This window comes from Burkholderia sp. Ac-20384 (assembly GCF_017104605.1).
Lineage (GTDB): Bacteria > Pseudomonadota > Gammaproteobacteria > Burkholderiales > Burkholderiaceae > Burkholderia > Burkholderia lata.
In genome coordinates this window covers 1-19,477 of record NZ_JAAGPE010000189.1, presented here as the reverse complement: position 1 = coordinate 19,477, position 19,477 = coordinate 1, and the positions used below count along the sequence as shown (strand labels likewise).

Here is a 19,477-nt window from a genome sequence, read left to right as displayed (position 1 = left end):
TTGAGTAGTGAGTGGTAGAGGGCTGAAATGTGGTGGCGGGGTGGGTACGGTGTGGTATGAGTGTCTGTAGGTTGTTTTTTTAATGATACGGCGACCACGGGTATCTACACAGTATCTTACCCTCTTTCCCTCCACGACGCTCTTCCGATCTGGCATCAGAAGCGGTCGGCGAGCCCCATCGCCGGGTCGCTGACCGAGTGGCGGCCAGTCTCGACGCGGCCGGCGACGCGGCGCGAGAAACTCGCGTCGCTGTCCGCAGTGACGATGAAGTCGTACCAGTGGCCGGTCGAGTCGAGCTTCCAGTGCAGTTCGGCCTGGTCGCCGGCGCGCACCGTGACCGTCCACGTGGTACCGGTACCGTGGCCGTGACCCTGGCTGTTGCCGTCCTCGTTGCCGTGACCGCGATCGTCGTGTGCGCCGCGACCGGACAGCGGCCCGTAGACCTGGTTCGACTTCACGGTGAAGCGCACCGTCCCGCCGCCGTGGTTGCGCAGCTTCAGGTGGAGGTTGCCGCTCGCGCCCGCATAGCCGACGCGAACTTCCGGATGCGGCGCGCGTGCACCGGCCAGGCGGCCGAGGTCGCCGGTGAAGCGGCGGTGATAGCCGTTCGGGCCCAGTACCCACAGGTCATATTTACCGCCGTTGTCGGCGCGCGCGGCCCAGTCGCCGTGCAGCGTCTTGCCCGGTTCGACGACGTAGCGCTGCGGCAGGCGGTCGAGGTGCAGCTTGTCATAGACGTGAAACACGGCGGCGGCGCGGCCCGTGTTCGCGAACTTCAGCGTGACCGTGCCGTTGCCGGCATCGGCACGCGCGCTGGCATGCAGTTCGTAAGGCAGCGCGCGCGACGGGCGCACGCCGGTCGCCTGCGCGGGCAGCGACGGCGCGGCCGGCGGCACGATCTTCGGCGCGGCCTGTTGCGCGGCGCTCAGCGCGTCGACCTGGCTTTTCGTCGTATGGCCCGCGAGCGTCGGCAGCGGTTCGTTGTTCGGCGAGCGGAAGTTGAACGCGCTCGTCAGGTCGCCGCACACCGCGCGGCGGTACGCGCTGATCTGCGGCTCCGCGACGCCGAAGCGCTTTTCGAGGAAGAGCAGCGTCGACGTATGGTCGAACACCTGCGAGTTGACCCAGCCGCCGCGGCTCCACGGCGACACGACCCACATCGGCACGCGCGGGCCCGGGCCGTACGGACGGCCGTCGACTGCAGGCTGGCTCGACGTGGCCGGCGTGAAGTCGTGGTACTCGGCGGCGACGTCGGCATCCCGCAGCGTATGGCCGCCCGCGAGCGTGCCGTCGGCGTTGCGCGACGGCACGGCCGGCGACGGCAGGTGGTCGAAGAAGCCGTCGTTCTCGTCGTAGTTGACCAGCAACACGGTCTTGCTCCAAACGTCCGGGTTGGCCGTGAGCGCATCGAGCACCGCCTGCACGTACCAGCCACCCTGCGCGGGGCTCGACGGCCCCGGGTGTTCGCTGTATACGGACGGCGGAATGATCCACGACACCTCGGGCAGCGTGCCGTTGCGGATGTCGTCACGGAACGATTCGAGGAAGCCGTACGGCATCGTGTTGCCGAACCCTTTCGCGAGCGGGCTCAGCGGATCGTCGATCGCCGGATCGTAGAACGCACCGGCCGCCGTCACGGGCTGCGTGATGTCCGTCGACGCGACGTACGCGGGCCGGCGCGAGGGCGGCATCTGCTCGATCGCCGCGCGCCAGTGGCGGAAGCTCATCATCTCGTTGCAGCCGAAGTTGTCGATCAGGCTCTGGTAGACCTTCCAGTGCACGCCGGCCTGCTGCAGCCGGTCGGCGTAGGTGGTCCAGGTCCAGCCCTGGCTCGACGGGCCGATGTCGTTGCCGCCGTTGAACTGGTTGTTCAGCGCGGCGATCTTCACGCGGCTGCCGTCGGCCGGGCTGATGCCGTTCGGGCCGTTGGTGCCGCTCCAGTAGAACAGGCGGTTCGCGATCGTGCCCGTGTGCATCCCGCAGTGGTAGTGGTCGCACAGCGTGAACGCATCGGCGAGCGCGCGCTGGAACGGGACTTCCGCCGCGTCGTAGTAGCCCATCGACAGCGGCGTCTTCGCGTCGGGCCAGCGGTTCATCCGGCCGTGGTCCCACGCGGCCTGCGCATCGGCCCACGTGTGCGGCGTGCCGCCCGCGCGCTGCGCGTTGCCCTGGCTCGCGTCGAGGTGATACGGCGTGACGGTGGTGGCGGGCGCCGGCTTCGTGTACGTCTGGTAGAACACGTTGCGGCCGTTCGGCGACGGCACCGCAAAGCGGTCGCCGTAGCCGCGCACGCCCTTGAACGTGCCGAAGTAGCTGTCGAATGCGCGGTTCTCCATCATCAGCAGTACGACGTGCTTCACGTCCTTGATGGTCCCCGTTTCGTGAAACGCGGGAATCGCGAGCGCGCGGCGGATGCTTGGCGGAAACGCGGACAGCGCGGCGGCGGCGAGGCCGGAAGTGGCGGTCTGCTGGAGGAATTTACGGCGTGACGTCATGGCGTTCGGGTCCTGTGATGATGGGAGCGTTCGTGATTTCGTCTGGAGGTGCCCCTGCGTCGCCCCCCTGGGACGATTCACACGGCGTGTGCGTTCGAGTGCATCGGCCGCGCAGGGCGGAGGTGTGCGCATCGTGCGCGACGCGTGGTGTCGCACGGATGCCTTGGCCGTCGCCGCGATCCTGTGCAACGCGCGCTCGTGATGCGCGGGCCGGGACGTCGGCACACGCCGGCCCGGCGCATGCCGGGATGGGCGGCGCCCAGTCTAGGGAGACGACGTGACGGCGACGTGATGAAGGCATGACATCGCATGTCGCGCGCGTGACGTTGCGTGCGCAACGATTGATCGGGAAGCGATGCACGACGAAAGCGAGTCAGGAATTACCGATTGCAGTGTGCGGAATCGGTCAGATTTTTCCGGTTCGCGGTGGCGTGGAGCAGCGTGATTGCGTGTCGTTGCGGGTGCAACGGCATCGCATGACGCCCATGTTTCAAATGCGTGAAATCGGATAAGCTCGATCTGTTGCTGCGCATGTGCGCAGTCCGCGCGACTGGCGCGACTTTTCGGAACCGGCCCACCCATGACCGACATCAAGATCCGGCACAGCGAGACGCACGACGTCGACGCGATCCGGCAGATCGCCGCGCATCCCGCGGTGTACGCGAATACGTTGCAGCATCCGTTTCCGTCGTTCGAGAAATGGCAGAAGCGGCTCGACGGTGTGCGCGAGCACGGCGTGAGCCTCGTCGCCGAAATCGACGGCGTGGTGGTCGGCCATCTCGGCCTGCATCCCGAACAGAATCCGCGCCGGCGCCACGCGGCAGGGCTCGGCATGATGGTCGACGCGGCGCGTCACGGGCGCGGCATCGGCAGCCGGTTGCTCGCGGCCGCGATCGATCTCGCGGAAAACTGGCTGAACATCACGCGTCTCGAGTTGACCGTGTTCACCGACAACCGCGCGGCGATCGCGCTCTACGAGAAGCATGGCTTCCGGATCGAGGGTGAAGCGCCGGGCTATGCATTGCGCGATGGTGTGCATGCGTCCGTGTATCACATGGCGCGGATCAAGGCGCGGCAGTGAAGGCTCGGCCGACGCGTATCCGACAGCACGCGCGGCCGCGATGCCGCGCGTCATATTCATTCGAGAATTCGTTCGTTTTCCCCCGGCTGTGCCCGTCGTATCGTTGAACGATTTGCCGGTCGCCTCGGCCGGCGTGCGCATTTCCGTAACGATCATGCGCGGCGTTGCACGTCGGCTGGTTTCATCGTCATCGCTTCATGGCTGTCATTGCACAGCCGCTGCGTCGCGCGCCACACCTTCCCGCAACCGTCTCTTTGAACGGATCCGCTTCGATGAAAACCGCTCTCCGGAATCTGACCGCCGCCTGCCTGCTCGCCGCCGCGGGTGCGGCGCTTGCCGCCGCCACGCCCACGGGCGCCCCGGTGGCGAGCGCGTCGCCTGACGGCGCGCACCTGCCGCCCGGCATCGCGTGGCAGCACGGCGACGTCGATGCCGCCTTCGCGTTGGCGAAGCGCACCGGCAAGCCGCTGCTGCTCTACTGGGGCGCGGTGTGGTGCCCGTCATGCAACCAGGTGAAGTCGACGATCTTCAGCCAGCAGGCATTCAAGACCCGTTCGTCATTCTTCGTGCCCGTGTATCTCGACGGCGATACCGAAAGCGCGCAGAAGCTCGGCGAGCGTTTCAAGGTGCACGGCTATCCGACGATGATCCTGTTCCGTCCCGACGGCACCGAGGTGACGCGGTTGCCGGGCGAAGCCGATCTCGATCGCTACATGCAGGCGCTGTCGCTCGGGATGACGGCCGCGCATCCGGTGCGGCAGACGCTCGCGACCGCACTGAAGAACGGCGCGTCGCTGACGCCGGACGAATGGCGCCTGCTGGCCGACTATTCATGGGATACCGACGGTGCGCTGCCGGTGCAGGCCGATCGCGTCGCCGAGACGCTGCAGTCGCTCGCGCAACGCGCGCGGACGGCCGGCGCGAAGGCCGAATCGGCGCGCTTCGCGTTGAAGTCGGTCGTGGTGGCCGCATCCGACGATCCTGCGCAGGCCGGTGCGCTCGACAAGGCGGCGCTTGCCGATTCGTGGCGCACGGTGCTGCAGGATCCTGTGCTGTCGCGTGCCGATTCGGATGTGCTCGTTGCGGCGCCCGCGCGCGTGGTTGCGTATCTCGGCGGCGACGATGCGCAGCGCACGAAATTGCGCGGCGCGTACGATGCGGCGCTCGCGCGCCTGTCGACCGATACCACGCTGTCGTCGATCGACCGGCTGATGGCGCTGCACGGCCGCGTGCTGCTCGCGCGCGGCGATGCACGCAAGGGGGCACCGCTGGCGGCGCCGGCGCTGGCCGACACGGCACGCAAGCAGATCGCCGCGTCGGTGCAGGGCGCCGCGAATGCATACGAGCGGCAGGCGCTCGTCAGCGAAGGTGCGGACACGCTGACCGACGCAGGGCTGTACGACGAGTCGGATGCGTTGCTGAAGACCGAGCTGACGCGTTCGTCCACGCCGTACTACTTCATGTCCGGGCTGGCTGCGAATGCGAAGGCGCGCGGCGACAAGGCCGCGGCGCTCGACTGGTACCGCAAGGCCTATGACTCGGCGAGCGGGCCGGCGACGAAGCTGCGCTGGGGCGCGACCTACTTTGCGAATGCGGTCCAACTGGCGCCGGACGATTCGGCGCGCATCGAAGGGATTGCCGCGAGCGTGCTCGCGCAGGCCGACAAGACGCGGGACGCGTTCTACGGCGCGAACCTGCGTGCGCTGACCAAGGTCGTCACGCAGTTGAACCGCTGGCGCGGCAGCGGTGCACACGAGGCATCGGTCAAATCGATCGCGAAGCAGTTCGACGGCATCTGTGGGAAACTGCCCGCCGGCGATCCGCAGGCAAGTGCCTGCGCGCGCTTGATCCAGCCGGTCAAGGCATAGCATCCGGTGGCGCAGCGCAGGCTTTCGGGATGCCGGCCGGCGCTTTTCCCGATACCAACGAGGCCACCGACACCATGCCCCACCTGACGCTCGAATATTCCGCGAACCTCGACGGGTTCGACGCCGGCGCAACCTTGCGCGCACTTAATACCGCGCTTGCCGCGTCCGGCCATTTCGATGAGCTCGACATCAAGAGCCGCGCGCTGCGGTTCGATACATTCGCGGTCGGCACGTCGTCGGCGCCGCGCGCGTTCGTCCACGCGAAGCTCGCGGTGCTGAGCGGCCGGACGGCCGACGTCAAGCGCGAACTCTCGGAGCAGGTGCTGGCGGAACTGAAGCGGCACGTCGTCGCGCCGTCCGGCACGCACCTGCAGCTGTGTGCGGAAATACTCGAACTGGAACGCGAGTCCTACGCGAAAGCGAGCATCGAGCCGCGCTGAGCGAGCGGTGCGGCGCGCGCTGCGCGGGCCGGGAACGTGGCGCTGACGCGCGCGCAGCCGGTGGATTCGAAACCGGATTATTGGCCCGGGGAGTACGCGCCGCGATTGCCATAGCCGGCGCCCGCGGCCCGCGGCGCACCCTGCTGCCGGGCGATCTTCGCCTCGGCGGCCTGAATGCTGGCCGGGTAGAACCAGTCGCTCGGCTGGAAGCCGGCTTTTCTCAGCGCAACCACTTCAGAATGAACTTCGGCGCGCGTGAGCGGCTGGTTGGCTTGCGCGTGCGCGGCGATGGGAGCGGCGAAGGCGGCAGCGAGGGCGATGGAGCGGATGAGCGGGTTCATGAACGGATACCTCCAGGGTTTCGACGGTGCCGATCGCATACGGTGACCGTCGAAAGCAGTGTAGGCGTCGCCCGACGCGCGAAAAATGCCGCTGCGACCAACGTAGTGTTCTGCTGCGGACAACAATGAGTGAGCCGGCGAGAGCGCCTGGGCGGCGTGCGGCAAAAAGGGGGAGGAGCGGAGGAGAAGCCGGCCGCATCGCCGCGGCCGGCGGGCAGCGGCCCGGAGACGGGCCGCTGCGGAGCTGTTACACGAGCCCCGTCGAGTAGTACACGGCGATCACGAAGAACACGGCGAGCGTCTTGATGATCGTGACCGCGAAGATGTCGCGATACGACTCGCGGTGCGTGAGGCCCGTGACCGCGAGCAGCGTGATCACCGCGCCGTTGTGCGGCAGCGTGTCCATGCCGCCGCTCGCCATCGCGACGACCCGGTGCAGCACGTCCAGCGGGATATTCGCGGCCTGCGCACCCTTGATGAACAGATCCGACATCGCGGCGAGCGCGATGCTCATGCCGCCCGACGCCGAGCCCGTGATACCGGCGAGCGAGCTGACCGACACGGCCGCGTTGACGAGCGGGTTCGGAATGCTCTTCAGTGCATCGCTGACGACGAGGAAGCCCGGCAGCGCGGCGATCACGCCGCCGAAGCCGTATTCCGACGCGGTGTTCATCGCGGCGAGCAGCGCACCGGCGACGGCGGCTTTCGAACCGGTCGCGAAACGGCCGCTCACGCGCTTGAACGCGGTCAGGATGACCAGCACGATGCCGAGCAGCAGCGCGGCCTCGACCGACCAGATCGCGACGACCGTCTTGATCGACGTCGTGACCGGCGCGTGCACGCCCGGCAGCACGTCCGGCGCGACCGTGTACGACGCGGCGCCGTACCACTGCGGGATCAGCTTCGTGAATGCGAAGTTCGACACGCCGACGAGGATCAGCGGCAGGATCGCGAGCGCGGGATGCGGCAGCGACGTGGTCTCGACGCGCTCCGGCTCGTTGACGAGCGACGTGCCGTAGCCTTCGCCCTTCGCCATCGCCGTACGGCGGCGCCATTCGAGATACGTGAGGCCGACGACGATGATGAACAGCGAGCCGATCGTGCCGAGCGCGGGCGCGGCCCAGGCAGTCGTCTTGAAGAACGTGGTCGGGATGATGTTCTGGATCTGCGGGGTGCCGGGCAGCGAATCCATCGTGAACGAGAACGCGCCGAGTGCGATCGCGCCGGGCATCAGCCGTTTCGGGATGTTGCTCTGGCGATAGAGTTCGGCTGCGAACGGATAGACCGCGAACACCACGACGAACAGCGACACGCCGCCATAGGTGAGCAGCGCGCACACCGCGACGATCACCGCATTCGCGCGTGAACGGCCGATGTAGCGGATCGCCGCATGGACGATCGACTCGGAGAACCCGGAGAGTTCGATCACCTTGCCGAACACCGCACCGAGCATGAACACCGGGAAATACAGTTTGACGAAGCCGACCATCTTCTCCATGAAGATGCCGGAGAAGACCGGTGCGACGGCGGCGGGTTCGGTCAGGAGCACCGCGCCGAGCGCGGCGATCGGCGCGAACAGGATCACGCTGTAGCCGCGATACGCGGCGAACATCAGGAACGCCAGCGCGGCGAGGACGATCACGAAAGACAAGGGAGTCTCCTAATGGCTTTGGTTGTTGTTCGATCGCGCGATGCGCCGCGGACCGGCTCAGGTTCGTGCAGGTTTCGTGCCATCGGCCGGATTGCGCCGCCGGACGTGGGTCCGCCGGAGATCGGCGGGCCCACGCCGGTCGTTGTCTGAGGATTCTACATAAAACGTCTCCATTCGGAGACGAAATGGCTGTCCGGCCAGCTCGTGGAATCGGGCAGGGCTTTCCCAGACAATGCATTGCGGCGTGTCTCCAGAGTGAGATAATCCGTCTCGTTCCGGAGACAACCGGTCGAAAATACACGGAGACGAAGACACGATGATGAACGACTGGGCCCGCCTGCCCGTCAACTACGGCGACGTGCTGCGGCGCGCCGCCGAGTCGCTGTTCCGGACTTTCGAGGATTCGAGCGCGGGCACGGTGGTCGTCGATCGCGATGCGCGCGTCGTGTGGATGAACGAGCGGTACGCGGCGCGCTTCGGCTTCGCCGATCCGCAGCAGGCCGTCGGCCTCGACTGCGAGGCCGTGATCCCGAACAGCCTGATGCGCGAGGTCGTGTCGACCGGGCAGCCGATCCTGCTCGACATCATGGAGACGGGCCGCGAGCCGCTCGTCGTCACGCGCCTGCCGCTGAAGAACGAGGCGGGCGAGACGGTCGGTGCGATCGGCTTCGCGCTGTTCGACCAGTTGAAGACGCTCACGCCGATCTTTTCCCGTTACGCACAGCTTCAGCAGCAACTGATCGCGACGCAGCGGTCGCTCGCGCAGGCGCGCCGCGCGAAATACACGTTCGCGAGCTTCGTCGGCACGAGCGCCGCGAGCCTCGAAACCAAGCGCCAGGCGCGCCGCGCCGCGCAGGTCGATTCGCCGGTGCTGCTGCTCGGCGAGACGGGCACCGGCAAGGAACTGCTCGCCCATGCGATTCACGCGGCGTCCGCGCGTGCGCTCCAGCCGCTCGTGACCGTCAACGTCGCCGCGATTCCCGACACGCTGCTCGAAACCGAATTCTTTGGCGCGGCACCTGGCGCATACACGGGCGCCGATCGCAAAGGGCGCATCGGCAAGTTCGAGCTGGCCGATCGCGGCACGCTGTTTCTCGACGAAATCGGCGACATGCCGTTGCCGCTGCAGGGCAAGCTGCTGCGCGTGCTGCAGGACAAGGAATTCGAGCCGGTCGGCTCGAACCGGATCGTGCGCGCGGACGTCCGGATCATCGCTGCCACGAGCGCCGACTTGCCGGCGCTGGTCGCGGCCGGGCGTTTTCGCGCGGATCTCTATTACCGGCTGAACGTGCTGACGATCCATGCGCCGCCGCTGCGCGAGCGCGCGTCCGACATCGCGGCGCTTGTCTACGCGACGCTCGAGGAGCTGGCCGCGCAGCACGGGCGCGCCGCCCATTGCGAGCTGACCGACGATGCGCTGCGGATGCTGTGTGCGTATCCGTGGCCGGGCAACGTGCGCGAGTTGCGCAATACGCTCGAACGCGCGCTGATGCTGTCGGACCGGTCGGTGATCGATGCGCGCGCGCTCGCGCCGTTTCTTGGGCCGGTGCGCGTATCGACGGACGGTGCAGTACCGGCGCAGCCGCTGGCCGTGTCGCCGGTGGAGCGACGCGCGGGCGAGGTGCCCGCTGCGTCGGCCGCTTCGTATGCCGATGCATTGGCGGCGTGGGAGCGCCAGTTCCTGACCGATGCGCTGGCGGCCTGCGACGGGAAGGTGGTGGAAGCGGCCGCGCGCATCGGGATCGGCCGTGCGACGCTGTACAAGAAACTGGCGGCGCTGGGCATCGACCGGTAAGCCGATCGGCCAGGCCGACGCGTTCGGACGTGAAGCATCGAACAGGAGATCACGATGAAACGGATCGGCATCGCAGGGTGGCTGACCCTGCTGCTGGCGACCTCTGCGCTCGCGCAGTCCGGCGACACCGATGCGCCCGAGGCGCGGCGCAACTGGTACAACGATCCGTTCATCGCGCTGTCGCGGGACGTGGCCGAATGCCCGTTGCCGCTCGGCCCGTGGATGACCCGGGCCGAGATGACGGACGACGCGCATTACCGTGCCGAACGCGGCACCACTTGCTGGCTCGCGCATCGCTGCACGAAGCCGAATTCGTATATGTATGACGCGCCGATCGCCGACGCCGTGAAGGCGCACTTCGCCGGCTCCGATCGGCTGCATGGCACGAGCCTGTGGATCACCGTGCAGCGACGTTTCATTTACGTCGAAGGATGTGCCGACACGGCGTTCGATCGGCAGGCGTTGCAGCGCGAACTCGAGGCGCTTCCGGACGTCGAGCAGGTGTTCGTTCGCATCACCGACGATCCGCGCAAGAGCCTGCCGTACAAGGCGCGCGGGCAACCGGGCCGCACGCCGAACTGACGGCCGAAGGGCCGCGCATGGCATACTCGCGACATTCAAAAAAAGGTTGACGGGAAGAACAATGAAACACATGCTTGCGTCGGTCTGTCGGTGGCCTCGGGCGGCCGTTGTTTTGGCTCTGGTTGCAGGGCTCGGCGGGTGTGGCGGCAGCGCGCCGCTGTTCACTTCGGACGGGCGTCCGACTACCCAGGTGCAATGCACCGGCAGCGACTGGAGCAATTGCACGGACAACGCCCGGGCGATCTGCAACGGCGATTTCGAAGTGCTTCAGCAATCGACCGATGACGCCACGCGAAATCTTCTCTTCGCGTGCAAGAAGAAGAGCGGTTATTGATCCCGAGATAACCGGCTGAGGCGACCACGATCGGGCGAAGCGTTTTTCTGTTGGCTGAGAGTCATCTATTTTTCACGAATAACACTCACGGAGTCCCATCCATATGGCGACCTACAGGCAACTGACCGCACAGCTCGAACGGCTTCAGCAAAAGATCGACAAGGAACGCGAAAAGGCGATTGCCGACGCGATTGCCGATATCCGCGCGAAAATCGAGGAATACGACATTACGCCGGAAGAGCTCGGGTTTCGCCCGGTAGGCGCGGCCGCTGCCGCAGCAAAGCCGAAGCGTGCGTCGCCGCCGAAATACCTGAACCCGAAGACGGGCGAAACGTGGAGTGGCCGCGGGCGCTCGCCGACGTGGCTCGGCAAGAATCGCGAGCGTTTCCTGATCAAGGACTGACTCCCGAAAAACCTCACCTTTCGCGTACTGACTGACGGTGCGAACGGCCATGCGGCCGTCGCACCGTTTTGTTTTTGTGCATTCCCGGCGCGATTCCGGACGGCGTATTGAACAGCGACGCCGCGCAATCAACGGATCCCGTTTTGCGAATTCGCTGCGATTCGACGGCATATCGCGGCGAATTCCGGTAAACAGCCGTGCAATGGCGCAGCTCATGCGCGTCGGCCTGCGCCATTCTCGAGGTGCACGCGTGCTGCAAATTCCGATCACCTTTCGCGTGTTGGCGCGTGGCGCCGTGCAATTCCCGAAGAGTCTCACCATGGCTCCTGTAAATCCTCACCTTTGACGAAGCGGACGCAGCGTCGCGCTGCACGCCTGCACCGTGTGCGCCGAGCGAATGTGCTCGGCCGGTGCGCGGCGATGGCTTCCGTACTCGTGTTGCAGATCCATGATGCGAGCGTTGACGTGGGTCGAACAGTCGGCCGTTCGGCATATAGGCAGCCGCATGCGCTTCGCCTATGCTTTGGGTTCGCGTCGATCGGCGTATGGCCTCTCCGTGCCGCATGCCGATCGGGTCGTCTTTCGTTACCGCAGGGAGCCGATGTGACCGTTCGCCATCTCGATGCGTTGTTCCAGCCCAAGTCCGTTGCGGTCGTCGGTGCGTCGTCACGCGCGGGCAGTATCGGCGCGATGGTGTGGTCGCGCGTGCTCGACGGCGCGTTCGAGGGGCCCGTGTGGCCCGTCAATCCGAAGTACCGTGACCTGCACGGGCATGCGGTCGTTGCCGATGTCGACCGGTTGCCCGCGCCGCCGTCGGTGGCCGTGATCTGCACGCCGCCCGCGACCTGGGCCGGCATCGTGCGCAAGCTCGGCGAGCTCGGCACGCGCGTCGCGATAATCGTCGGCGAGGCGCGCACGGACGCCGATCGCGCGGCGCTCGATCGCACGCTGAAAGCAGCGAAGCCGTTCGTGCTCCGTATCGTCGGGCCCGGCAGCCTCGGCGTGCTGTTGCCTTCACGGCATGCGCATTTCGGTGCGCCGGCCTATACGGCGCGATCGGGCGGCGTCGCATGGGTGTCGCAATCGAACGCGCTGACGAACGCGGTGCTCGGCTGGGCCGATGCGCGGGGTCTCGGCTTTTCGCATGTCGTCGCGCTCGGTGGCGAGTCCGACGTCGATGCGGGCGACGTGCTCGACTATCTCGCGAGCGATCCCGGCACGCGCGCGATCCTGCTCGAACTCGATACCGTGCGCGCCGCGCGCAAGTTCATGTCGGCCGCGCGCGCGGCTGCGCGCAACAAGCCGGTGCTCGCATTGCGCACCGGCCGCGCGGATCCCGGCGACGCGCTCTATACGGCGGCGTTCCAGCGCGCGGGGATGGTGCGTGTCGATGCGCTCGACGATCTGCTCGACGAGATCGAGACGCTCGGCGTCGGTCGCGTCACGGCGCGCGGCGCGGCCACGCTCGTGACGAGCGATGCGGGCGTCGCGAAACTCGCGGTCGATGCGGTGGCGGAGGTGCGTGACGTGCTGGCCGACTGGTCACCCGCGGCCACGTCGGCGGTGTCGGCCGCGCTGCCGCATCTCGCGTCACCGGGCAATCCGCTGACGCTGGGCGACGATGCGCGCCCCGAGCACTTTGCCGCGGCGGTCAAGGCGCTCGCGCCGTTCCCGCAAACGGGCACGCTGTTCGTCGTCCATTCGACTTCCCACAGCGCGCCGGCCGATGCGGTTGCGCACACGCTGATCGAATCGCGGCAGTACGCGCATCGCGGCATCCTTGCGTGTTTCTTCGGCGCGGTTGACGCGGCGACGCGCGATGCGCTGCACGCGAACGGCATTCCCGTGCACACCACGCCGCAGCGGCTTGCGCGCGCGTATGCGCGTCTCGTCGACTACAACCTCGGGCGGCAACTGCTGATGCAAACGCCCGAGGGTACGCCGCCACAGCCGGCCGAGTGCGTTGCATCCGCACAGGCCGACGCGCGCCGGATGGTCGAAGCCGGCCAGCATGAGCTGACCGGCGAAGCCGCGCTGCACTGGCTGTCCCGTTTCGGCCTGCAGGGCGAGCCGGCCGTCGAGCCGACCGGGAAGAAAGTCGTCGATGTCACCGTCGACATGTATGACGATTCGAACTTCGGCCCGGTGTTTCGCTATGCGGTGCCGCCGGCGGACGGTGTATCGGCGCCGTTCGTCGTCTATGGCCTGCCGCCGCTGAACACCGTGCTCGCTCGCGCGGTGATGGAGCGCTCGCCGTATGCGCGCAGCACGCCCATCGAGCCGACGCTCGACGCGTTGACGGCGCTGTCGCAGGTCGTCTGCGACGTGCGCGAAGTTGTGGCGATGTCGGTCACGCTGCGCGTGCTGCCCGATCGCGCACACGTGATCGCGCCGCGCATCACGCTGGCGGCGGGGCGCAGCCGGCTCGCGATCATGCCGTATCCGCGTCACCTCGAGCAGACGCTCGAATGGCGCGGCGAGACGGTGACGATCCGCCCGATCCGTCCGGAAGACGAGGCCGCGCACAACGAACTGCTCGGTGCGATGACGCCGGACGATCTGCGGATGCGTTTCTTCGGTGCGGTGCGCAGCTTCGATCATTCGCAGGTTGCGCGCATGACGCAGATCGATTACGACCGTGAGATGGCGTTCATCGTGTCGTTCACCGATGTGTCGGGGCGCGACCACACGCTCGCGGTGGCGCGCGCGGTGGCCGATCCCGACAACGAGACGGCGGAGTTCGCGATCGCGGTACGACCCGATCAGAAGGGCAAGGGGCTTGGCCGGCTGATGATGACGCGGATCATCGACTACGCGCGCTCGCGCGGAACCGCATGGATGATCGGCGAGGCGCTGCGCGAGAACTCGGCGATGATCTCGCTGGCGAAGGCGTGCGGGTTTGCAGTGTCGACGACGGAGGAGCCTGGCGTCGTGGGCTTCCGGATGAAGTTGCAGCCGTAGCGTCTACTGACTACCCAACGCGCAGAGACGCTGCATGCAGTCGATGTCTCCAGCTTCCTTGCACGTTGCGGATGTTCTTGGTCGGGGATGCACGGCATTCGAACCTGTCTCGCCTCGCGAGCGAAGCCGCCGCGAACGTGTCGGCGCCCGTTCGAGTCGGAAATATCGGCGCACAAATGGCACCGGTCAGGCACCGCGCGACGCGTACCGCTTGCCGTGATATCCGTCCCGAGTCGCGGTTTTCCGCAAGGTATCCGCACGCATTTATCGCCGCATTCCACCCTCGAAACTTCGAACTTGCCCAAAAGGTGAGATTTTTCGGGAGCCGTGGGTGAGCTTCTCCGGGAAGGTGGCGGTGAGCTGATACGGGAGCGCTCGGTGAGCCTTCCCGGGAGTGGCCGGTGAGACTCTGCGGGAGCGGCCGGTGAGAGTCTCCGGGAGGCGTCGGTGAGCCTTTCCGGGGCGCTTCGGTGAGGTTCTGCGGGAACTGTCGGTGAGGACATCCGGGAGGCTTGGGTGAGCGTTTCCAGGAGCCTTGGTGAGCTTTTTCGGGAGGTGCCGGTGAGCGCTTGCGGGACGTCAAGGTGAGACTTTTCGGGAGCGTCCGGACGCACCGCTCCCGCAAGCGCAGCGCCGGCCAAGGCCGGCGTCACGCAGGGTACGGGCACGCATGAACCGTGCCCGTGGCTACATTCAGGCAGCGAGTTTCAACGCCGCGTCGTTTACCTGATCGCGCGAAATCGCGAGTTCCTCGAGGTGCGGATCGGCATAGACGGCGCCGGTTTCGCGCTCGAGACGGGCGATCGTCAGTGCACAGCGCGCGGCGTCCTTGGGCATCGCGATGAAGCGCTTGACCGATTCGCCGGACGTGAACGCTTCGAACAGCGCGCCGCGCACGTCGTCCGGAAGCGTCTTGGTCCACTGGTACGGCTTGCCGTTGAACGTGATCGACGGCGGCAGCGTGCGTTCCTTCTTGGTCGCCGTGATGAGCCCGTAGGTGCGGGCGGCGTCGCCGATCTGTTCGGGCGAGAAGAGTTCGTCGGGCGTGATGTCGAACTGCTCGATGTAGCTCTCGATCGCCTGCATTGCAGCGGTACGATCGTCGCGCTTCTTCTGCGCGCGCGCGACGATATCGCGCAGCTCGTCCGCCTCTTCAGGCGTGATCGTGAAGCTTGCCTGCTTCTGCTGAAGTTCGGAGAAACGCTGGAATTCTTGATCGTTCAGAAGTTTGGCCATGACATCCATCGGACACGACGGCCGCGACAACCGGCCGCCGTAGTTTTTGAGAGGGCCGCTATTTTAGCGTAGCGCCGTGCGCGCACGATATGGCACCGTGTGTCGCGCTCCGTGGAAGGGGGTGTGCGCGACCGGGGGCGACGCGATTGCGCTGCCCCCGGTGCGCTCCGCCGAGCCTGCGTGTCAGCAGGTCTCGTCGCGGTACATCGACAGATTGGCGGCCGTGTCGCGCAACCCTTCGACGACCGTGTCGACGGACGGCGCCGTGTGCGCATCGATCCGGCGCATGTACGGGCAGGTCAGCACCGCGATCGCATGGCCGGACGGCCCGAGGATCGGCGCGGTCAGGTCGGTCACGCCGTACGCCTGGCGACTGTCCTGGCGCAGGTAACCGTCTTGCCGGATGGACTGGCACGCATACGCGAGTTCCTGTTCGTTCAGCGGCCCTTCGCCCTTGACCTTGCGGTGCTCGGCGAGCATGTGTGCGCGCTGCTCGGCGCCCTGGAACGACAGCATCACGCGCCCCGATGCCGTATCGGCGAGCCCGACGCGCGAGCCGAGCCGGACCGACACGCCCCACGGGCCGGGCCCGTCGACCTGCGCGATCACGAGCAGGTTGCCGCGATCGTAGACGGACAGGTGGCACGATTGTTCGGAGGCGTCGGCGAAACGCTGCATTGGCGGCAAGGCTTCGGCAATCAGCCGGCTCATCGGCGGATGCCGGTGCGCGAGCGAGAACAGCTTGAGGCTGAGGGTGTAGCGATCGCCGCCGGTCGAGCGCATCACGTAGCGGCGCGCGACGAGGCGTTCGAGCATCCGGTAGATCTCGCTCGCGTTGCGGCCGAGTTCCTTCGTGATTTCAGTGCGGGTGAGGCCTTCTTTCTGCTCCGACAGGAGTTCGAGAATGTCGAGACCCTTGTCGAGCGCGGGTGCACGATAGCGGTCGATTGCGCCCATCGATTCCCGTGCGTCGCAGCCGGGAAGCAGGTCGTTGGTTGTTTGCATTGTTGGTGTGAAGTTGGAGGGATTGCTTTCGATCGATTGGCGACGCACGCTGGCCGATTCTGCAACACGCATGTGTCGAGCCCGCATGTGGCGACGAACGCCATCCGTTTGAGCTTAACAACAAACATTTAGTGTGCAATGCAGCGTCTTTTTACCGATCGTTACCAAACAAGAACGGATCGATTCGCTTTCGGGATGACAGGGAAGCCCCGAATACCCGGTATTCATGACAGGTGGCACCGGTTCAAGGTGCTCGAAAGGAAATCGGGCGGCGGCGCGGCCCGCGATGCTGCGCCGCAGCGTCCGCAGGCGCACCAATAGTCGGTATCCGTCGCGCGTCATTTCACGGTGCGCGGCCGGTGGTACAAAGGCTGGCGGGCCAGCGACGGTGCGGCCGCGCGTGAAGCCGGCCGGTCGGGCCGGACCATGTCGCGGGTGCCGGGCCGTCGTCGCCGATGCGCAGACCGGCGGCCGCCCGTTCGATGCGCGCCATACTTCCGTGCGGCGCCACGATCGCTGCGCCCGCGCGACCCTCGCGCGTCGACGGCATGCCGGATGCGGCGCCGACGCGCGCAATCGACGATCGACAATCAGTCCGGTGTGCGGCCGCGAAGGGCCGCGTCGGCCGGAATCCTGTCCCATTCGACAACAGAGGTTGAGCACGATGAAACTGCTTCGCTATGGCCCGTCCGGCCAGGAAAAGCCCGGTATTCTCGACGCGGACGGCCGGATTCGCGACCTGTCCGCGCATGTGCCGGACCTGTCCGGCGATGTGCTGTCCGACGCGGGTCTCGCGCGGCTGCGCGCGATCGATCCGGCTACGCTGCCGCTCGTGTCAGGCGAGCCGCGCATCGGCGCGTGCGTCGGGCATGTCGGCAAATTCATCGGCATCGGCCTGAACTACGCCGATCACGCGGCCGAAGCCGGCATGCCGGTGCCGAAGGAGCCGGTCGTGTTCGGCAAGTGGACGAGCTCGATCTGCGGCCCGAACGACGGCATCGACATCCCGAAGGGTTCGGTCAAGACCGACTGGGAAGTCGAGCTGGGCGTCGTGATCGGCGCGACCTGCAAGGACGTCGACGAAGCGCGCGCGCTCGATTACGTCGCGGGCTACTGCGTCGTCAACGACGTGTCCGAACGCGAATGGCAGATCGAGCGCGGCGGCCAGTGGGACAAGGGCAAGGGCTTCGACACGTTCGGTCCGATCGGTCCGTGGCTCGTCACGCGCGACGAGGTGCCCGATCCACAGCGCCTCGACCTGTGGCTCGAAATCGACGGCCACCGTTATCAGAACGGCAACACGCGCACGATGGTGTTCACCGTCGCGCAGCTGATCGCCTATCTGTCGAGCTGCATGACGCTGCAGCCGGGCGACGTGATCACGACCGGCACGCCGCCGGGCGTCGGCATGGGCATCAAGCCGTCGCCGGTATTCCTGAAGGCCGGCCAGATGGTGCGCCTCGGTGTCGAAGGACTCGGCGAGCAACTGCAGCGCACGCGCGACGCGCGATAGCCGCGCATTCGGCGATCCCGTCGAACGACCGCCGCCGGCGGTCGGCGGGCGCCGGATACCGATGGTTCAAAGGCAAGGGCCCGATTCCGCATTGCGCGGAATCGGGCCCTTGTCATTCGTACGCGGGCGGGATCAGACGACGTTGTCGAGTTCGCAATGCGCTTCCAGCCGATACCCGTCGGGATCGACGACGAACGCCGCGTAGTAGCCGGGGCCGTAGTGTTCGCGCTTGCCGGGCCCGCCGTTGTCCTGGCCGCCGTGCTCGAGTGCGGCGCGGTAGAACGCGTCGACCTCGACGGGCGAAGCGGCCTTGAACGACAGGTGCATCCCCGAGTCGGGATCGGCGGCAACGGGGCGAGCCGCATGCTGCAGCCACAGCTCCGGCTCGGTCGCGCCGTACCCGATGGAGTCATCGTCGCTATACAGCCGTTTGTAGCCGAGTGCGCCGAGCGTGCTGTCGTAGAACGCGCGGCTGCGGCCGATGTGTGCAACGCCGAACGAAAGGTGATCGATCATCTGTTGGCTCCTTGGACTGAGAGGGGACTTCAGTGCGGCAAACCTGCTTATAACCACCATGCCAGCCGCTTGTAGCGGAGTGCGCCGAGGGTGCTGTCGTAGAACGCGCGGCTGCTGTTGTTGTGGATAACGCCGGACAAAACGCGATCGATCATCTGTGGCTCCTTGAACTGAGGCAGGTGTCAGTGCAGCAAACCTTTTTATAACTATCATGCTGGTTATGTTAGAAAGCGCCCGGACGCTTGTCAACCGGCATGATGGTTAGATACGATCGCGTCATGAGTAAAACGCAACCTTCCGTCACGATGGACGGCCTGATCCCGGCGCCGCCCGAAACCCTGAGCATCGATTTCGCGAACACGCTGTACTGGCGCGGCAGCGATCCGCCGACGGAAACCTTCGGCACGATGGGCGACCTGCTTGCGTGGTGCCGCGAGCAGGCAGGCGTACCGGCCAGCCTCGCGGAAGCGTGCCGCGCGCAGGGTGAAAAAGAGGGGGAACCGGCGATGCTGGCGCGCGCACTCGCATTGCGCGAGGCGCTGTATCGGCTCTTTCACGCGCAGGCCGAGCAGCGCGAGCCGCAGGCCGACGATCTTGCACTGCTCGGCGGCTTCCTGGCGGAAGCGGCGCCGCGCGTCGCGCTGGCGCGCATCGATGGCGGCTATGCGTGGCGGATCGGGGAGGGGCGTGCGACGCTGGCCGGGCTGCTGAGCCCGGTACTGTGGTCGGCGATCGACCTGCTCGGCGGTGCGCGGCTCGCGAAGGTCAAGCGTTGCGCGAACGACGCCTGCCAGTGGCTGTTCATCGACGACAGCAAGAACGGCAGCCGCCGCTGGTGTTCGATGTCGTCCTGCGGCAATCGCGCGAAGGCGTACCGCCACTATCACAAGGCCGACTGACGGTCGGCCCGTTCACTGCGCGGCAGCCGCCCCTATTTCGCCGACAACTTCCGCCACAACGTCGTCTTGCTGATGCCGAGCATTGCGCATGCGCGGTCGCGGTCGCCGCCGCATGCGTCGAGTACCGCGCGGATCTCGTCGGCTTCCGCGCGACGGCGGCGCGCTTGCAGTGTCTGCGCGTCGTCGCTGTCGGCTGCGTCGGGCGGTGCCGCGAACAGCTCGGGTGCGATCGCTAGCAGCGCGTCGGGATCGAGCGCGCCGCACGCGGCGGCCGGATCGTTTTCGTCGGCTTCCTCGGCCAGCTCCACCGCGATCCGCTCGATCACGTTCTGCAGTTCGCGCACGTTGCCGGGCCAA

Annotated in this window: 18 protein-coding genes; 11 read left to right on the top strand and 7 right to left on the bottom strand. The window is 66.8% G+C overall.

The genetic code is table 11. From position 1 onward, the window contains the following. Nucleotides 1-155: 155 nt before the first annotated feature. Nucleotides 156-2,495, bottom strand: a complete 2,340-nt coding sequence (locus tag G3O00_RS27820; protein WP_206144923.1) for a phospholipase C, phosphocholine-specific — start codon at nt 2,493-2,495, stop codon at nt 156-158. A 580-nt stretch (nt 2,496-3,075) separates the two neighbouring features. On the opposite strand from G3O00_RS27820, the gene G3O00_RS27815 reads away from it, so the two are divergent. The 3 genes from G3O00_RS27815 to G3O00_RS27805 all read left to right on the top strand — a co-directional run bounded on the left by G3O00_RS27815 (nt 3,076) and on the right by G3O00_RS27805 (nt 5,884). Further along, nucleotides 3,076-3,576 (top strand): GNAT family N-acetyltransferase, encoded by a 501-nt coding sequence (locus G3O00_RS27815; RefSeq protein WP_206144922.1) that lies wholly within the window; start codon nt 3,076-3,078, stop codon nt 3,574-3,576. Nucleotides 3,577-3,848: 272 nt separating this feature from the next. Next, nucleotides 3,849-5,444 (top strand): thioredoxin family protein, encoded by a 1,596-nt coding sequence (locus tag G3O00_RS27810; RefSeq protein ID WP_206144921.1) that lies wholly within the window; start codon nt 3,849-3,851, stop codon nt 5,442-5,444. A gap of 29 nt (nt 5,445-5,473) precedes the next feature. After that, nucleotides 5,474-5,884 carry a 5-carboxymethyl-2-hydroxymuconate Delta-isomerase gene (locus G3O00_RS27805; protein WP_241025360.1) on the top strand — a complete coding sequence of 137 codons (411 nt, stop codon included), beginning with the start codon at nt 5,474-5,476 and terminating at the stop codon, nt 5,882-5,884. Between the two features lie 77 nt (nt 5,885-5,961). On the opposite strand, the gene G3O00_RS27800 is transcribed toward G3O00_RS27805, so the two are convergent. Further along, on the bottom strand, nt 5,962-6,225 hold the full coding sequence (locus G3O00_RS27800; protein WP_174934772.1) for a DUF4148 domain-containing protein: 264 nt from the start codon (nt 6,223-6,225) through the stop codon (nt 5,962-5,964). Between the two features lie 247 nt (nt 6,226-6,472). After that, nucleotides 6,473-7,876 carry a GntP family permease gene (locus G3O00_RS27795; protein ID WP_011353743.1) on the bottom strand — a complete coding sequence of 468 codons (1,404 nt, stop codon included), beginning with the start codon at nt 7,874-7,876 and terminating at the stop codon, nt 6,473-6,475. A 316-nt stretch (nt 7,877-8,192) separates the two neighbouring features. Here G3O00_RS27795 and G3O00_RS27790 point away from each other — a divergent pair, with 316 nt between their 5' ends. The 6 genes from G3O00_RS27790 (at nt 8,193) to G3O00_RS27765 (ending at nt 13,951) form a co-directional block, all read left to right on the top strand. Beyond that, entirely contained in the window at nt 8,193-9,671 is a 1,479-nt protein-coding gene (locus tag G3O00_RS27790) for a sigma 54-interacting transcriptional regulator (RefSeq protein WP_174934774.1), read from the top strand. Between the two features lie 54 nt (nt 9,672-9,725). Then, nucleotides 9,726-10,253: a BON domain-containing protein gene (locus tag G3O00_RS27785; protein WP_206144920.1), complete on the top strand. Its 528-nt coding sequence runs from the start codon at nt 9,726-9,728 to the stop codon at nt 10,251-10,253. Nucleotides 10,254-10,314: 61 nt separating this feature from the next. After that, a complete protein-coding gene (locus G3O00_RS27780) occupies nt 10,315-10,587 on the top strand; it encodes a hypothetical protein (protein WP_011353746.1) in 273 nt (90 codons plus the stop codon). Nucleotides 10,588-10,690: 103 nt separating this feature from the next. Then, a complete protein-coding gene (locus tag G3O00_RS27775) occupies nt 10,691-10,990 on the top strand; it encodes an H-NS histone family protein (RefSeq protein ID WP_011353747.1) in 300 nt (99 codons plus the stop codon). A 49-nt stretch (nt 10,991-11,039) separates the two neighbouring features. Further along, nucleotides 11,040-11,336 carry a hypothetical protein gene (locus G3O00_RS27770; protein WP_206144919.1) on the top strand — a complete coding sequence of 99 codons (297 nt, stop codon included), beginning with the start codon at nt 11,040-11,042 and terminating at the stop codon, nt 11,334-11,336. A 257-nt stretch (nt 11,337-11,593) separates the two neighbouring features. After that, nucleotides 11,594-13,951: a GNAT family N-acetyltransferase gene (locus G3O00_RS27765; protein WP_206144918.1), complete on the top strand. Its 2,358-nt coding sequence runs from the start codon at nt 11,594-11,596 to the stop codon at nt 13,949-13,951. A 693-nt stretch (nt 13,952-14,644) separates the two neighbouring features. Here G3O00_RS27765 and G3O00_RS27760 read toward each other — a convergent pair. Both G3O00_RS27760 and G3O00_RS27755 read right to left on the bottom strand, forming a co-directional pair. Then, complete coding sequence (locus G3O00_RS27760; protein WP_011353750.1) at nt 14,645-15,196, bottom strand: hypothetical protein; 552 nt, start codon at nt 15,194-15,196, stop codon at nt 14,645-14,647. Between the two features lie 174 nt (nt 15,197-15,370). After that, entirely contained in the window at nt 15,371-16,192 is an 822-nt protein-coding gene (locus G3O00_RS27755; RefSeq protein WP_206144917.1) for an IclR family transcriptional regulator, read from the bottom strand. A gap of 664 nt (nt 16,193-16,856) precedes the next feature. On the opposite strand from G3O00_RS27755, the gene G3O00_RS27750 reads away from it, so the two are divergent. Further along, nucleotides 16,857-17,705, top strand: a complete 849-nt coding sequence (locus tag G3O00_RS27750) for an ureidoglycolate lyase (RefSeq protein ID WP_206144916.1) — start codon at nt 16,857-16,859, stop codon at nt 17,703-17,705. A gap of 132 nt (nt 17,706-17,837) precedes the next feature. Here the strand turns inward: G3O00_RS27750 and G3O00_RS27745 are convergent, their stop codons facing one another. Continuing rightward, nucleotides 17,838-18,221 (bottom strand): VOC family protein, encoded by a 384-nt coding sequence (locus G3O00_RS27745; RefSeq protein WP_011353753.1) that lies wholly within the window; start codon nt 18,219-18,221, stop codon nt 17,838-17,840. Between the two features lie 278 nt (nt 18,222-18,499). Between G3O00_RS27745 and G3O00_RS27735 the strand changes: the two genes are divergently transcribed. Next, entirely contained in the window at nt 18,500-19,120 is a 621-nt protein-coding gene (locus tag G3O00_RS27735) for an ABATE domain-containing protein (RefSeq protein ID WP_241025359.1), read from the top strand. A gap of 32 nt (nt 19,121-19,152) precedes the next feature. Here the strand turns inward: G3O00_RS27735 and G3O00_RS27730 are convergent. Then, on the bottom strand, nt 19,153-19,477 hold a 325-nt coding region (locus G3O00_RS27730), incomplete at its 5' end, for a helix-turn-helix domain-containing protein (protein ID WP_277399324.1).

Excerpts from the sequence above, each read along its gene's own strand:
- G3O00_RS27735 (WP_241025359.1), top strand. The coding sequence starts at position 18,500 with ATGAGTAAAACGCAACCTTCCGTCACGATGGACGGCCTGATCCCGGCG.
- G3O00_RS27755 (WP_206144917.1), bottom strand. The coding sequence starts at position 16,192 with ATGCAAACAACCAACGACCTGCTTCCCGGCTGCGACGCACGGGAATCG.
- G3O00_RS27800 (WP_174934772.1), bottom strand. The coding sequence starts at position 6,225 with ATGAACCCGCTCATCCGCTCCATCGCCCTCGCTGCCGCCTTCGCCGCT.
- G3O00_RS27750 (WP_206144916.1), top strand. The coding sequence starts at position 16,857 with ATGAAACTGCTTCGCTATGGCCCGTCCGGCCAGGAAAAGCCCGGTATT.
- G3O00_RS27815 (WP_206144922.1), top strand. The coding sequence starts at position 3,076 with ATGACCGACATCAAGATCCGGCACAGCGAGACGCACGACGTCGACGCG.
- G3O00_RS27770 (WP_206144919.1), top strand. The coding sequence starts at position 11,040 with ATGCGGCCGTCGCACCGTTTTGTTTTTGTGCATTCCCGGCGCGATTCC.
- G3O00_RS27775 (WP_011353747.1), top strand. The coding sequence starts at position 10,691 with ATGGCGACCTACAGGCAACTGACCGCACAGCTCGAACGGCTTCAGCAA.
- G3O00_RS27745 (WP_011353753.1), bottom strand. The coding sequence starts at position 18,221 with ATGATCGATCACCTTTCGTTCGGCGTTGCACACATCGGCCGCAGCCGC.
- G3O00_RS27810 (WP_206144921.1), top strand. The coding sequence starts at position 3,849 with ATGAAAACCGCTCTCCGGAATCTGACCGCCGCCTGCCTGCTCGCCGCC.
- G3O00_RS27760 (WP_011353750.1), bottom strand. The coding sequence starts at position 15,196 with ATGGATGTCATGGCCAAACTTCTGAACGATCAAGAATTCCAGCGTTTC.
- G3O00_RS27805 (WP_241025360.1), top strand. The coding sequence starts at position 5,474 with ATGCCGGCCGGCGCTTTTCCCGATACCAACGAGGCCACCGACACCATG.
- G3O00_RS27820 (WP_206144923.1), bottom strand. The coding sequence starts at position 2,495 with ATGACGTCACGCCGTAAATTCCTCCAGCAGACCGCCACTTCCGGCCTC.
- G3O00_RS27780 (WP_011353746.1), top strand. The coding sequence starts at position 10,315 with ATGAAACACATGCTTGCGTCGGTCTGTCGGTGGCCTCGGGCGGCCGTT.
- G3O00_RS27785 (WP_206144920.1), top strand. The coding sequence starts at position 9,726 with ATGAAACGGATCGGCATCGCAGGGTGGCTGACCCTGCTGCTGGCGACC.
- G3O00_RS27790 (WP_174934774.1), top strand. The coding sequence starts at position 8,193 with ATGATGAACGACTGGGCCCGCCTGCCCGTCAACTACGGCGACGTGCTG.